This window comes from Shewanella oneidensis MR-1, from assembly GCF_000146165.2.
GTDB classification, from domain to species: domain Bacteria; phylum Pseudomonadota; class Gammaproteobacteria; order Enterobacterales; family Shewanellaceae; genus Shewanella; species Shewanella oneidensis.
This window is the reverse complement of the sequence record NC_004347.2, coordinates 2,465,251-2,480,255: the sequence shown is the minus strand read 5'-3', so window position 1 is coordinate 2,480,255 and position 15,005 is coordinate 2,465,251. Positions and strand designations below refer to the sequence as shown.

Here is a 15,005-nt window from a genome sequence, read left to right as displayed (position 1 = left end):
TTGACTTTTAACGGTGACAAGAGTTCCCGTTAATATCGTAAATCCAGTAAATCTAAGTGAATATTACCTAAAACCGTGGTTGGCTTAAAGGATTCCTACCACAAATAACAAGTTGTAAATCCTTATTTTTTTGTATTCATTGACGACGCAAGCTTATTCCTTTACATCAGTGCAGCACAGTGACTTTAAAACAAGCTTAATCTGACCACAATACACTAATATTAAGCTAGCCATTCGCGGTGCAGTTTATCCGTATCCCCTAAGTAATCGAGCACCCAAGCAAGAGCGGGTGACATTTTGTCAGCATTCCAAGCAAGACAACAGGGACTTGTCAGTTTGGGGTTTTCAAGCTGCTTCTCAACCAGTGCGCCAGCTTTAATAAACACACTGGCCAAATGCACAGGCATATAGCCGATACCAAGTCCTTCTCTAAAACAGTTAATAGCGCGGATCCAATCGGGAACGACTAGCCTACGTTGGTTTTCCAGTAACCAAGTCATACGTTTAGGAATTTCCCTGGAGGTATCCTCCAAACAAATGGAAGGAAATGGGCGCAGCTCTTCGTCGGTTAAGGGTCTATCAATATTCGCTAAGGGATGGTTTTTACTGACTAAAAACGCCCACTCGATATCACCCATATCTTTGTACTGAAACACACCACCAACAGGAATGGCGGTAGTGGCACCAATTGCAACATCACTGTGTCCGGTCGCAAGGGCTTCCCACACACCGTTAAATACTTCGATACGGATAATTAATTCAATATCATGAAAGTGGCGATAAAAGTCAGCAATCAACACGCTAATACGATCGGCGCGCACAATATTATCCAATGCAATTGATAAAGTCGGTTGCCAACCATTTGCAACCCTCTGGGTACCACGTTTCATTTCATCAATTTGTGTCAACAAGTTTCTCGCTTGCTTAACAAAATGCCCACCCGCGGGGGTTAAAGTCACACTTCGATGGTGCCGCTCGAATAACACAACACCAAGCTCCTCTTCGATTTGTTTAACGGCATAACTGACAGCGGAAGGGACCTTGTGCAACCGATTGGCGGCTGCCGTAAAACTCCCCACTCGGGCCACAATATCAATGAGTTCTAACGCTTGTTCCGAGAGCATAGCTGACATCCATTGTGATGAAAATTATTGATAGTATCTGTCAAAAATAAACGTTTCCAATAAAATTAACAAGTATTTAGACTGCACGCCTTTAGTCTTTTGACATGATTATTTTATGAAAACATCTAGTAACATCTTTGTAAATATGAAGTTTTTTATATTTTTACTCTATTTAGCTCTCTTAAGTATGTTGGGCTTTATTGCCACCGACATGTATTTACCTGCTTTCAAAGCAATTGAAAGTTCGTTAAATTCTTCACCCTCGCAAGTGGCGATGTCGTTGACCTGTTTCCTTGCAGGCTTGGCACTTGGGCAACTTATCTATGGGCCTTTAGTCAGCAAACTCGGCAAGCGTTATGCTCTGCTCATTGGGTTGGCAGTTTTTGCTTTATCGAGCGTAGCCATCGCCAATAGTGACTCGGTAATGATGTTGAATATTGCCCGCTTTTTCCAAGCCATTGGCGCCTGCAGTGCTGGCGTAATTTGGCAAGCTATCGTTGTTGAACAATATGATGCAGAAAAAGCACAGGGGATCTTCAGCAATATTATGCCGTTAGTTGCACTGTCACCCGCGTTAGCACCGATCTTAGGCGCTTATATTCTGAACGAATTTGGATGGCGTGCAATATTTATCTCATTGTGTGTGATTGCTTTTTTACTCGTTTTGATGACCTTGTACTTTGTGCCAGGTAAATCAAAACACCAAGATATCAAGCCTAGCGCTGTTTCCTATGGGCAAATTTTGAAAAATACTCGCTATTTAGGCAATGTGGTGATTTTTGGTGCGTGTTCAGGTGCATTTTTTGCCTACCTGACCGTATGGCCGATTGTGATGGAGCAGCATGGTTATCAAGCAACCGAAATTGGCCTTAGCTTTATCCCACAAACCATTATGTTTATTGTCGGTGGTTATGCGAGTAAGTTATTGATAAAACGCATTGGAGCAGATAAAACCCTTAATGTATTGCTGTCTATTTTTGGGATTTGTGTTGTCTCGATCGTGTTATTTACCTTGCTATTTAAAACAATAACCATTTTCCCACTACTTATTTCATTCTCAATCTTAGCGGCGGCGAACGGAGCTATTTATCCGATAGTGGTGAATAGTGCCTTGCAGCAATTTACCCAGCATGCTTCTAAAGCTGCGGGGTTACAAAACTTTTTGCAGATCACCATCGCTTTCGGGGCCTCTAGTTTAGTGGCCATGTGGGCCAATTTTGGTGAAGTAGCCATAGGTTGGGGCATTCTATGCTGTTCACTGCTGGTTATCCTAGGTTATGTACTTAAAACAGAACAGACATGGGGAGATTTTGCTCATCACTTTACTGCACCAGATCCTGCTCGAGTAGGAATCGTTGCAAATGCGAAGCAAAATCAAGCAGATTGAGTGTAATACGAACAGTTAGCGCATAATTATCAGTTAGTGCTTTACAGTCAGTAAACTTACTTATATGATGCGCTTCGTTCGGAGGGGTGGCAGAGTGGTTTAATGCACCGGTCTTGAAAACCGGCGTGGGTTTATAGCCCACCCAGGGTTCAAATCCCTGCTCCTCCGCCATATTTCACGGAAAAGCCATCAACAATGATGGCTTTTTTGTTTATACAATTTAAACTCTGGATTCCTGATTCTAAACGCAGATCCTCAGGCATATTCAGTCAAAAAGGCCACTAAGCAATTAGCGGCCTTTTTGCATTTATGATCTTCTAAACTCAGTCCTAGCTTGCAAACCATGGTTCTATGTACTGATCCACTGCGCTGCTATTTTGTGTAAATGATGCCTAGGAGGTTAGGGCGCTTGGATATAAGTATGGATGTTACAGATGCTTTTAGGCAGTACTGCGCTTGGTGGTCATGTCTTTATCCTTGAGAAAATGTTTATGTTTTTTGTCTATACACCAGACCTTTAGTGGAATTTCTTGCTGTCACTGAGTTTAGAGAAGAAGGTCTCTTGGCTACAACTTGGAAATATCAGACAGATGAAAGTTATCGACATAAGTCATTACTGCAACTTCAACATAAACTTAGGTTGTCGGTATGTGATTAGCCGAATCATTTAGAAAATGAAGAAATCTTGAATACATAAATAACAAACAAAAGCTCTGACGATCCGTAATATGTGGTGCGTTAGTGTGAGCAATCAATGATTTTAAAAAGGACCACACGCTTGAAATGCTCAGACATCTGATTTAACATAATATACATTGTGCGCAGTTTTGTGTGGGAGGGATCTGGTTAGTATCAACACACTGCTAATCAATACCTTGTAAATGATCTAATGGCTTATTATAAGCGCTTTCGTGTCTTTCGATTTGTGTGGTGTGCAAATATTTTGATGTGGTGTCAATACTCTCATGGCCTGCATCGGCTTGGACATGTGACAACGGTCTACGATTGATATTGATGTCATGGGTGATCCCTGTATGCCTAATATTGTGTGCAGTGAGCTTGCGCATTTGTGCTGCATCTTGGATAAATCCATCGGTTTGAGCTTTATCCGCAGCCAAATTAATAATGGCTTGGATTTCTTCTCGTATCTGACGGATCCCAAGGTTGGCATTCACTAAGCCGACATCTCGTCCACGACCAGCGGCTCTGTGCCGAACAAATAAGGGATGAAGTTCTCCCTGGCTTGGATAATCTGGAAGACCTAAAAATTGTCGATATTTTACTAAACCAGCTAGTAACGCTTTTGAAATTGCAACACTACGTTTTTTGCCACCTTTACTGAGTGGAATGTGAAAACTCCAAATGCCTGTCTGCGTATTTTGCCTAAATTGACCCATAACGGGTGAATAACCAACGCGCGCGGAAACATCCGAAATACGTAAATAGCAAGAATAAGTTAATGAAATCAAAAATAAGCTGCGTTGATGTAATTCTGGTAATATTTCAGCAAGTTGAGTAACAGTAGTCATCACATAGGACCACTGTAACTCCGTGAAGGCCAAGCTATTTTCATCTTCATCAGTTTGATTTTGATATTGTTTATTTAGAGCAAAACGACTGTGATTCAACCAAATTTGCGCAGGATTACGTTCGCAAAATTCTTCACTTATTAAGTAAGTATAAAAAGAAGATAAAATAGCGACCTTGGTTTTTAACGCGTTATCACTCAATGTATGTACTGGTCAACCCAAACTGGACACTTTTACTTGAGAATTCTCAAACTCTACAGGTGACAGATCGTTATTAGCAGAATGAAGTCGCTCCAAGTTGTAATATTTGATGTAAGCCGTCACATCTTGCTTCATAAACTCCCTTGTTGGTTGAGCAACTTTAAAAATCCAATCGTGTTTCAAGCTACCAAAGAATCGCTCAACAACGGCATTATCCCAACACGCACCCACATCACCCATGCTGGCTCGGATACCATAGCTCGATAGCAGCCTACCGAATTGTTTACTGGTATATTGCGAGCCTCGGTCACTGTGAAATACCAGCCCTCGCGCTGGTTGTCGCAGGTTGTAGGCTTTTATTAATGCCTTGGATATCAAATCTGTGGTCATGCGTTTGTCTATGCGCCATCCCACAATCCGGCGTGAATATAAATCCATCACCACAGCTAAGTACATCCAGCCTTCACCCGTCTTTAAATAGGTCACGTCACCCGCCCAGACCTGATTAGCCGATACTGGATTAAAGTTCATGTTTAACAGGTTATCAGCCACTGCATCTGAGTGTTTTCGCTGTGTCGTCACCTTGTAAGCACATCGCTGGGTTGCTTTGAGTCGAAGGCGGTGCATAATTTTACGAACGAGATAGCGACCAACCTGGTAGCCTTCCTTGCGCAATTTCTTCACCATTTCACGATTCCCTAAGCTGCCTCGACTTTGCTTAAATAGCTGTCGAACAAGGCGATAAAGCTTCAGTGTTTCAACGCTTATCACGTTTGCAGGGCGTTTATGCCAATCGTAATAGCCTGACTTACTGACACTCATTACTCGACATAACAGTGTTATGGGAAACAGGTGAGATTGCAGTTTGATGAAACGAAATCTTACTTCATTTCTCTCGCAAAGAAGGCGCTTGCCTTTTTTAGAATTTCTTTCTCCATGCGTAATTCTTTGTTTTCTCTACGCAATCGCTTCAACTCATCACGCTCAGACTCTTCTAAGGTGATGCCTTGTTGCAGGGCTTCGTGTTTTTCCTTCCAGTTGTAAAGCAGGCTCGTGCTAACTCCAAGAGACTTTGCCGCATCGGCAACGCTATAACCTTGCTCCAGCACCATCAAGACGGCTTCATCTTTAAATGCCTGCGGATAACTCTTATGTGATTTTTTCAGACTCATATAGACCTCTTAATTTATTGACCATACTGTCTCAAAATTAAGTGTCCGATGGGATTAGACCAGAACAGTATACGGCTGTACTTGCCCCAGTTGTTTTTTGCCCACAAATGGTCGCCATAGACTGTTAGGCACTCGCTCCCCTTGCAGTTTGTCGAACTTAAACTGAGGCACATTAAAGTAAGCGATAAGCATCAAAGGTGGCGCTAAGCAATAATCCGCATAGCGGCTCATATCTTTTCGCATTACTTGTGTGGGTGATATTTTTGCGATATCAAAACACCAGTGTAGGAATGTTGTGAGTTCGCTTCGGTATGTTTTATAGTTGTTTTCACTGTGTTTTTGTTCAAACAACCAATCTGTTGCGTGCTCCATAACTAAACCTGCATCTGGCACATCCGTGAGGCTAACTTGGGTGATATATTGATTCACCACACTGTTTCCATCTTGTATGAATTCAATTGAATCAAATAAGGGTAATACTGGAGGGAACTGCATATTAACTTTTAAATATAATGGTTTGCTGCATGATAATACTTAAATACAAATGCCGATAACGTTATTTATCGGCATTAATGAGTCGTTCAATTTGTGGACAGCTTGTTTGTGTACATTGATGGCAACTTATACGATTTTGACAACATATTAGACAAAGTTGCCAGACTTTTTGCTTCGACTGATGATCTAGACATGAAAAATCTGCGGCACACAGACTTCCCTTTCGAATGAGTTGCGCAAGTTTCTCCTCTGATATCGATAAATTGATCCTTCCTGTCATGTATGCCATATCTATTCCTAGTTCGTTATCTATTTTGATAATACATTAATGATAACGATTATCAATTGCGTTTTTTGTGAAATTGCGACCTACTCCACTTTGATAATAATTTATTACTGATTTGACAAGCTTCAACTACACTCTACTTGTGCGACGTAAATTTACTGATGAGGTCTCAGATGGTGATTGATCTTACAAATAAAAAGCCGCTCTTCTCAGGAAAAAAAACCACTGAAACTTCTGCATCTTTAGCACCATGGAAAATACTTCTTGTCGATGATGAGCCTGATGTCCACACAGTCACTAAACTTGCACTTTCTCGTTTCAAACTCGATGGACGAGCCCTCTCATTCATCAATGCTTACAGTGCTGAGCAGGCAAAAGAATTCCTAATAAATGAACAAGATCTGGCAATAGCCTTTATTGATGTTGTAATGGAAACAGATCACGCAGGATTAGAATTAGTGAAATGGATCCGTGAAGACCACAAAAACAAAACTATTCGTCTAATTTTGCGTACAGGACAACCGGGCCAAGCTCCGGAAGAAGACGTCATTGTCAACTACGATATCAATGATTATAAAGCAAAATCTGAACTCGATTCTCGCAAGTTAATGACAAGTGTCTACTCTGCCCTGCGTTCTTACCGTGATATTATGGAAATTGAGCAGGCAAGACGTGCGCAAGTTAACCATCGAAAAGGATTAGAACGAGTACTCGAAGCTACCTCAGGATTATTTGAACTGAGAACACTTCATAGATTCGCCGATGGTTTACTTACACAAGTTGCAACTCTACTTAATCTCGATTCTGAAACGCTACTGCTAACCTGCAATGCAATGGATGCGATTAGCGGTCATATGGAATCGACAGATATTAAGATTTTAGCGGGAACAGGGCAATTTGCTGAAACCCCGATAAATAAAGCACTACCCTCGCATATCGACAAGTTATTACGCAGTGCGCTTGCCCATAAACGTTGTTTATACGAAGATAATTGCTTTGTTGGCTATTTTCCCACAAAGAGTGGTCTTATCAACCTGCTTTATATGGATGGTATTGATAAAATTGATGATTTAGATAAAAAACTCATTGATATATTTGCTATAAATGTTGGCGTTGCTTTTGAAAACTTACTGCTTAACCAAGAGGTCGAAGATACCCAATCAGAACTTATCCTACGTTTAGGTGATGTTGTAGAAAGTCGCTCGAAAGAGGCGGCGAACCATGTGAAACGCATGGCTGAGTATTGTGCTCAACTTGCGCTTATTGCTGGATTATCTGAAAGCGAAGCAGATCTGCTGCGTCGAGCATCACCGATGCACGATATTGGTAAAATCGCGATCCCTGATGCGGTGCTACTCAAACCAGGCAAGTTAGATGATCAAGAATGGTCGGTTATGCGCCAACATCCGACGATCGGGTATCAAATCCTTGCTAATTCTGAACGACCCATATTGAAAGCAGCAGCGATTATTGCTCTGCAACACCATGAAAAATATGACGGTTCAGGCTATCCTGCAAATTTAAAGCAAGATCAAATTCACATATTTGCTCGTATTGTTGCAATTGCAGATGTGTTCGATGCCCTTTCCCATGCACGATGCTACAAAGCGGCTTGGCCTCTTGAACAGGTTATTGACGAAATGCGTAAAGGTGCAGGTAAGCACTTTGATCCCGATTTACTCGAACTCTTTATCGACAACATCGAGATTTTCGTCAAGGTTAAAGAAAATTGGAAAGATCACGACGAGTAAGACATTAGGCTCGATAATCAGTTGGGAAAATAACAATTCTTGTGATTAAATGATTATAAAGCCTAATTGGGTAAGTGTTTTTTAGCTTAAATCCACCACTCACTGCGGGTTATCGGCTAAAAAGTCAAAAGTCACCACTTGTTCAGAGCCATTTCGGGTAAAACTAATCAATCCCCGCCATACCATATAGCCACTACTGCATGAGCCGTAAATCAGTTGCCCTTCGTAGCTCGTTTTGTCCACTTGGTTAATATTCACAGGGATAACCCCCATAAACATATCTCGACCTTCTAAACGGACCTGCAGATTATCAACTACATCAGAAGATAATAGCTTCAATGTTAATGGTTTTTCACTTGGCGCATTACCCGGTGAGAGGCTAATTCTAAGAGTTACATCACCAGCCACTTTAAGACAATCCCCCTGCGTAAACGCACAAAGACTCGGGTCAGCAGATGGTGTTTTTACCTGTTGCTCTGTTTTTTCATTACAAGCAGTGAGATTCATTGTAACTAGCATGATTAGAAATAAGCCAAAATTACGATTTAGCACAAAAATTAACCTTTTGATGCAAGATGTTAACATTCTAAGGAGCAGATTGATCTAGATCAACTTTCCAACCCCCTTCTTTGGTATCTTTTTTGACATGGCTCAAGTATCATTGCGAAACCTCACGTTTGCGCACAAATGTGAAGGATAACGCATTGACATAGCTCAACAACCCTTATAGGGAGATTTGAGTTTTGTGTCATATATAACAGGTAAAGCTTGTCTTTACTAAAAGTAAAAGTAATAAGCAGTGGAAGCATTATGATGAACCATTCCCAGCCAACAGGCGCTGATTACAATTACACCATTGTCCGCCAATTTGCCCTCACGACAGTGTTGTGGGGTATTGTTGGTATGTCAGTCGGTGTTTTAATTGCGGCTCAGTTAATCTGGCCACATCTGAACTTTGATACTCCTTGGTTTACGTATAGTCGCTTGCGACCATTACATACCAATGCGGTGATTTTCGCGTTCGGAACATCAGCCCTCTTTGCAACATCCTATTATGTCGTACAACGCACCTGTCAAACCCGACTTTTTGCACCTAAATTAGCTGCATTTACGTTTTGGGGATGGCAAGCCATCATTCTGTCAGCAGCCATTACTCTGCCAATGGGTTACACCAGTGGTAAAGAGTATGCTGAATTAGAATGGCCTATCGATATTGCTATCACTATTGTATGGGTATCCTATGCCATAGTGTTCTTCGGCACTATTATCAAACGAACCACCTCGCATATTTATGTCGCGAACTGGTTCTTTGGTGCATTTATCATTACGGTTGCAGTGCTTCACATTGTGAACTCAATGGCCGTTCCTGTTAGCTTGTTCAAGTCATACTCTATGTACAGTGGCGCGGTCGATGCCATGGTGCAATGGTGGTATGGTCACAATGCTGTAGGTTTCCTATTAACCGCAGGCTTCTTAGGTATGATGTACTACTTCGTTCCTAAGCAAGCGGGTCGTCCTGTTTACTCATATCGTTTGTCGATTGTGCACTTCTGGGCACTGATCGCACTGTACATTTGGGCAGGTCCGCACCATCTACACTACACTGCCCTGCCAGACTGGACTCAGTCGTTAGGTATGGTGATGTCACTGATCCTATTCGCACCATCTTGGGGCGGTATGATCAACGGTATCATGACCTTATCTGGCGCATGGCATAAACTGCGTACTGACCCAGTACTACGTTTCTTAGTGGTTTCTCTGTCTTTCTACGGCATGTCGACCTTCGAAGGTCCGATGATGGCTATCAAGACAGTTAACGCCTTATCTCACTACACAGACTGGACTGTCGGTCACGTTCACTCAGGCGCGCTAGGCTGGGTTGCAATGGTGTCTATCGGTTCTCTGTATCACTTGATCCCAGTACTGTTTGGTCATGGCCGTATGTACAGCATCAAGTTAGTTAACGTCCATTTCTGGTTGGCGACAATCGGTACTGTACTTTACATCGTTTCTATGTGGATTTCTGGTGTAATGCAAGGTCTGATGTGGCGTGCTGTTAACGCTGACGGTACGTTGACTTATAGCTTTGTTGAAAGTCTGGAAGCTTCTTATCCTTTCTACTTTGTACGTTTCCTCGGTGGTTGTTTCTTCTTAACCGGTATGCTGATCATGGCATACAACGTGATCCGTACTGTGAAAGCTTCTAAAGATTCATTGCCAGCACTGGCTGAAGCTAAAGCGGCTTAAGGAGCAAACTCGATGAAATTTAATCATGAGATAGTTGAAAAAAACATCGGTTTGTTAGCGATCTTCACGGTTATCGCTATCAGCTTCGGTAGCTTGGTTGAAATCACTCCGCTGATTTTCCAAAAAGATACCACTGAGCCAGTTGAAGGTTTGAAACCTTATACAGCCCTGCAGCTTGAAGGTCGTGATATCTATGTTCGTGAAGGTTGTTACAACTGTCACAGTCAGATGATCCGTCCTCTGCGTGCAGAGACTGAACGTTACGGTCACTATTCCGTTGCTGGAGAATCTGTTTGGGATCACCCATTCCAATGGGGTTCTAAGCGTACAGGTCCTGATTTGGCGCGTGTTGGCGGTCGTTATAGCGATAAATGGCATGAAGTTCACTTAATCGATCCTCGTGCAGTAGTTCCTCAATCGAATATGCCAGCCTTCCCATGGCTTGCCGAAAACAAGTTAGACGGCAAGTTGACCGGCGATAAGATGACTATTCTACGTAACATGCATAAAGGCGGTTACAAGGGTAATGATCTTTACACTGATGAAGAAATCGCAGGCGCTCAAAAAGCCGTTGAAGGTAAAACTGAGATGGAAGCTTTGATCGCGTATCTTCAGTCTTTGGGTCACGCACTCAAATAAGGAGGCAGTATATGGATTACGGTACATTACAAGGTATTTTAACCATTATTGTGATGCTGACCTTCGTCGGTATATTTGCTTGGGCATATAGCTCGCGTCGTCAAAAATCCTTTGATGAAGCAGCGAACCTTGTGTTTTCTGATGAGGAAATCAGCAAGGAATCGAAGGACTCAGGAGAGAATAAGTGATGAGTAGCTTCTGGAGTATTTGGATTAGCGTACTCTCGTTAATTGTGATCGCAGGATGCTTTCTGTTGCTGCGTGTGTGTTCAAAGAACACCACGGATGTCAAAGAAGGCGAATCTATGGGTCACAGTTTCGATGGTATTGAAGAACTCAATAACCCACTGCCAAAGTGGTGGAGTTATATGTTCTATATCACTATCGTGTTTGGCTTAGTTTACTTAGCCTTATTCCCAGGTTTAGGTAACTACAAGGGCCTATTGAACTGGACCAGCTCTAACCAAAGCATTGGTACTGGGCAAGGTATTAAAGCCGATTCTGCTGCTGCGGTTGAACTTGCAGCAAAAGAAGGTCAGTATGTTCAATATGATCAAGAAGTTAAACATGCTAACGAAAAATATGGCCCAATCTTCGCGGCTTACTTGGCGACACCACTCGAAGAGTTAGTGAAAAACCAAGAAGCGTTGAAAGTGGGCGGTCGTTTGTTCCTACAAAACTGCGCACAGTGCCATGGCTCTGACGCACGTGGTAGCAAGGGCTTCCCTAACCTCACCGACAGTGATTGGTTATATGGTGGCGATTTAGCAACCATCAAAACCACTATCATGGGTGGTCGTCATGGCATGATGCCACCAAAAGGTGGTCTGCCAATAGACGATAGCGAAATTGCTGGTTTAGCGGAGTATGTTGTTAAATTGTCTGGCCGTGAACACGATGAAAAACTCGCCGCTCAAGGTCAAGGTTCATTCATGAAAGGTTGTTTTGCATGTCACGGTATGGATGCAAAAGGCAACAAACTCATGGGCGCACCTAATTTAACTGACGATGTTTGGGTATATGGCGGTAGCCGCGGCGTGATCGAAGAAACCATCAAACATGGCCGTACTGGTGTGATGCCAGCATGGAAAGATGTTCTCGGTGAAGAGAAAGTTCACGTGATTGCAGCTTATGTTTATAGCTTGTCAAACAAGTAATTAGTTATGTTTAACGTAAAGGCCTCGATAACCTCGAGGCCTTTTTTTTAAAGTGCTAAAGCCACCTTTTAACGGTAAAATGGCGCAAATTTTTATAATGAGTAATCAACATGAACGAACAACAACCCTGGTATAAGCAGTTTTGGCCTTGGTTTTTAATTATTCTTCCTTTGTGTGCCGTCATCGCAAGTTTTGCTACGCTAAAAATTGCTCTCTCAAATTCTGACTCTCTGGTTGCCGAGGATTATTACAAAGATGGCAAAGCCATTAATATGGACTTGAGCAAAGTGAAATATGCCAAACAGCTTGGCATGCAATGGCAACTCGAGCAGAATCACAATGAACTGCTATTTACTCAGCATGGTGGCCCAACTTATCAAGCCGCATTAAAAGTCGAATTCTATCATCCCACTCTTGCCGAAAAAGACCTTAAAACCACAATCACGGCTGATGCCAACCATGTATATCGCATTACTCTTCCCGATGTATTAACCGGTCCTTGGGAAGTACGCCTTGAAGGTTTTGATGGTAAATGGCGTATTCATCAACGCGTTGAATTAAAAGATAACATCCAATTGTGGTTGAACTGATGGTGGTTGAATAAGTAGCGCTATGACACATCCAAGTTGTTTTCATTGTAATGAGCCTGTGCTCACTGGAACTCAGTTTGTCACACAGATTAATGATCGCGATGAGCTTATGTGTTGCCCAGGTTGCCAAGCGGTATCACAAGCCATTGTAGATGCGGGCCTATTAAGTTATTACAAGTTCCGTACTGAGCCAGGAAATAAACAGACGGCACTCGTACCCGAGGCGTTAAATCAATTTAGCGCCTACGATTTGCCCGAAGTGCAGCAAGATTTTGTTCACTCAGAGGATAATAGCGATTCGGTATCCCTCTCCATCGATGGTATTACCTGTGCGGCCTGTGCTTGGTTAATCGAGCATAAAGTGAAACAACTTAGTGGCGTGCGCCAAGTGATGGTCAACTCCACCACCCAAAGGGCGATGATTAGCTGGGACAAACAGCAAGTCAAACTCAGTGATATTCTTGGGCAAATTAGCCGTATTGGTTATCAAGCTGCGCCCTACCAAGTGGATGAGCAAGAACTGACCACCAAGCAAAATAGCCGCAAGTTTTTATTGCGCCTAGGTTTGGCGGGTTTTGCCACCATGCAAGTCATGATGTTTGCTCTTGCCCTTTATACTGGGTATTTTACTGATTTAGATGTGCAATATCGGGATTACTTCCGCTGGGTTAGCATGATTTTTGCCACGCCAGTGGTACTTTACTCGGCGCAGCCCTTCTATTTTAGCGCCATTCGCACCCTGCTCAGTGGCAAACTGAATATGGATGTTTCCGTCTCCATCGCCATTGGCGGCGCTTTTACTGCGAGCTGTTTTGCCACGGTCAATGGTACTGGCGAAGTGTATTTTGAATCTGTTTCTATGTTCACCTTCTTCCTGCTGCTTGGTCGTTATTTCGAGCAGAAGGCACGACAAAAGGCCTCGGTAAGCTCCAGTAACTTACATAAATTAGTGCCGCTGACAGCACATCTTGTAAACGAGCAAGGGCAAGAAGAAATCCCCGCTAAAAAACTGCGCCTTGGTGACATTATCCTCGTAAAACCCGGCGAAATGGTCGCCGCTGATGGCTGCGTCGTTGAAGGCCATAGTAGTATCAATGAAGCCATGCTCACTGGTGAGCAAATGCCGATTGATAAACCCGTTGATAGCCAAGTATTTGCAGGCACAATCAACCTTGAACAACCCATCAAGGTAAAAGTGACCGCCCTTGGGCAAGATCAGCTCGTTGCCGAGATCATTCGCCTGCAGGAATTAGCATCTAACACTAAACCTGCGGTGGCTATGTTGGCCGACAAATTGTCGCGCTATTTTTCTGGCACCATTCTAACAATCGCAACAATCACCTATTTTGTTTGGCTGCAAATATCCCCCGAAGATGCATTTTGGGTCACCTTATCAGTATTAGTGGCAACCTGCCCCTGTGCCCTTGCGCTGGCAACACCGACAGCTGTGACCTGCGCAACGGCAATTTTTACTCGCCTTGGGATCATTACCCGTAAAGCAGGTGTCTTTGAAAAACTTCCGCAAATCAAACATGTAATATTTGATAAAACGGGTACCCTCACCTGTGGTACCTTATCGGTTTCAGAAGTAAAGTGTCATAGTCACCTTGCAATAGAAGAGGTTTTGGCCATTGCCGCAGCCTTGGAAACGGGCTCTCTCCATCCTATTGCTACTGCGTTTGCTGCCTATTTGACACCAGATGTTGTCGCTAATCAGGTTCACCATGAAGTCGGTTTTGGAGTAAAAGGCCTCATCAATGGCACTGAATACCGAATTGGCAATGCTCAGTTTACTGGCGCGCTAGTCAATCCTGAGTTTATAAATCAACAAATTTGGCTGGCATGGGGTAATGATGACTCGCTTGAGGTTCTTGCCACCATTGAGATCAAAGACAATATTCGTGTTGATAGCAAAGAAACGGTCGGCATCTTAAAACAGCAAGGTTGTCGAGTCAGTATCGCCAGCGGTGATAGCTCAGGGCATGTGCATCAGTTAGCAAAAGCGCTTGGAATTACCGATGTACATAGTGGACTAACGCCTGCGGATAAGCTCGCCCTAGTGAAAAAGTTGCAGCAATCCAATCCGGTGGTGATGTTCGGTGATGGTATAAACGATGCCCCCGTCCTCGCAGGCGCCGATTTATCCGTGGCCATGGGCAGCGGCAGTGCAATAGCCAAGAATAGTGCCGATTTAATTTTGCTGGGCGATCACTTATCCCGCTTCACCCAAGCCGTGAGGGTTGCTAAACTGACCACACAGATTATTCGTCAAAATCTCGCTTGGGCATTAGGGTATAACGCACTCATTTTACCTTTGGCAGTGACAGGTCATGTTGCACCTTATATTGCCGCAATTGGCATGTCGGCAAGCTCACTTATCGTTGTGGGTAACAGCTTGAGATTATTACGAATTAAAATATAACAATAA

At 43.1% G+C, this 15,005-nt stretch carries 12 protein-coding genes, 1 tRNA gene and 2 pseudogenes; 9 read left to right on the top strand and 6 right to left on the bottom strand.

The features are described 5' to 3' along the window. Nucleotides 1–221: 221 nt before the first annotated feature. Nucleotides 222–1,124: a DNA-binding transcriptional activator PunR gene (punR, locus tag SO_RS10890; RefSeq protein WP_011072356.1), complete on the bottom strand. Its 903-nt coding sequence runs from the start codon at nt 1,122–1,124 to the stop codon at nt 222–224. A 115-nt stretch (nt 1,125–1,239) separates the two neighbouring features. On the opposite strand from punR, the gene punC reads away from it, so the two are divergent. Then, nucleotides 1,240–2,511, top strand: coding sequence for a purine nucleoside transporter PunC (gene punC, locus SO_RS10885; RefSeq protein WP_011072355.1), 1,272 nt, complete (start codon nt 1,240–1,242; stop codon nt 2,509–2,511). A gap of 80 nt (nt 2,512–2,591) precedes the next feature. Continuing rightward, nucleotides 2,592–2,682: transfer RNA gene (locus SO_RS10880), tRNA-Ser, on the top strand. A 692-nt stretch (nt 2,683–3,374) separates the two neighbouring features. Here the strand turns inward: SO_RS10880 and SO_RS10875 are convergent. The 4 genes and pseudogenes from SO_RS10875 to SO_RS23230 all read right to left on the bottom strand — a co-directional run. Beyond that, nucleotides 3,375–4,247, bottom strand: a pseudogene (locus SO_RS10875) (tyrosine-type recombinase/integrase); the annotation flags it as partial. A gap of 6 nt (nt 4,248–4,253) precedes the next feature. Next, a protein-coding gene (locus tag SO_RS10870) for an IS3-like element ISSod1 family transposase (protein WP_141135407.1) occupies nt 4,254–5,413 on the bottom strand; the annotation gives its coding sequence in 2 pieces (ribosomal slippage) (nt 4,254–5,164 and nt 5,164–5,413; 1,161 coding nt in all). A 63-nt stretch (nt 5,414–5,476) separates the two neighbouring features. Further along, a pseudogene (locus tag SO_RS10865) lies at nt 5,477–5,908 on the bottom strand (site-specific integrase); the annotation flags it as partial. A 61-nt stretch (nt 5,909–5,969) separates the two neighbouring features. Further along, a complete protein-coding gene (locus SO_RS23230) occupies nt 5,970–6,188 on the bottom strand; it encodes a hypothetical protein (protein ID WP_165443320.1) in 219 nt (72 codons plus the stop codon). A gap of 179 nt (nt 6,189–6,367) precedes the next feature. Here SO_RS23230 and SO_RS10860 point away from each other — a divergent pair, with 179 nt between their 5' ends. Further along, the gene (locus SO_RS10860) at nt 6,368–7,945 is read left to right on the top strand and encodes a DUF3369 domain-containing protein (RefSeq protein WP_011072353.1); all 1,578 of its coding nucleotides are present in this window, start codon (nt 6,368–6,370) and stop codon (nt 7,943–7,945) included. 99 nt (nt 7,946–8,044) lie between these two features. Here SO_RS10860 and SO_RS10855 read toward each other — a convergent pair whose 3' ends face one another. Beyond that, complete coding sequence (locus SO_RS10855; protein WP_011072352.1) at nt 8,045–8,530, bottom strand: hypothetical protein; 486 nt, start codon at nt 8,528–8,530, stop codon at nt 8,045–8,047. Between the two features lie 225 nt (nt 8,531–8,755). Here SO_RS10855 and ccoN point away from each other — a divergent pair, with 225 nt between their 5' ends. From ccoN to SO_RS10825, 6 genes are all read left to right on the top strand, one after another. Then, nucleotides 8,756–10,192: a cytochrome-c oxidase, cbb3-type subunit I gene (ccoN, locus tag SO_RS10850; protein WP_011072351.1), complete on the top strand. Its 1,437-nt coding sequence runs from the start codon at nt 8,756–8,758 to the stop codon at nt 10,190–10,192. 12 nt (nt 10,193–10,204) lie between these two features. Next, on the top strand, nt 10,205–10,831 hold the full coding sequence (gene ccoO / locus SO_RS10845) for a cytochrome-c oxidase, cbb3-type subunit II (protein WP_011072350.1): 627 nt from the start codon (nt 10,205–10,207) through the stop codon (nt 10,829–10,831). Between the two features lie 11 nt (nt 10,832–10,842). Next, the gene (locus tag SO_RS10840) at nt 10,843–11,019 is read left to right on the top strand and encodes a CcoQ/FixQ family Cbb3-type cytochrome c oxidase assembly chaperone (protein ID WP_011072349.1); all 177 of its coding nucleotides are present in this window, start codon (nt 10,843–10,845) and stop codon (nt 11,017–11,019) included. Further along, on the top strand, nt 11,019–11,987 hold the full coding sequence (ccoP, locus tag SO_RS10835) for a cytochrome-c oxidase, cbb3-type subunit III (RefSeq protein ID WP_011072348.1): 969 nt from the start codon (nt 11,019–11,021) through the stop codon (nt 11,985–11,987). The genes SO_RS10840 and ccoP overlap by 1 nt, the downstream gene beginning before the upstream one ends. A gap of 110 nt (nt 11,988–12,097) precedes the next feature. After that, nucleotides 12,098–12,577 carry a FixH family protein gene (locus tag SO_RS10830; RefSeq protein ID WP_011072347.1) on the top strand — a complete coding sequence of 160 codons (480 nt, stop codon included), beginning with the start codon at nt 12,098–12,100 and terminating at the stop codon, nt 12,575–12,577. A 22-nt stretch (nt 12,578–12,599) separates the two neighbouring features. Continuing rightward, a complete protein-coding gene (locus tag SO_RS10825) occupies nt 12,600–14,999 on the top strand; it encodes a heavy metal translocating P-type ATPase (protein ID WP_011072346.1) in 2,400 nt (799 codons plus the stop codon). The last annotated feature ends 6 nt before the right edge of the window (nt 15,000–15,005 follow it).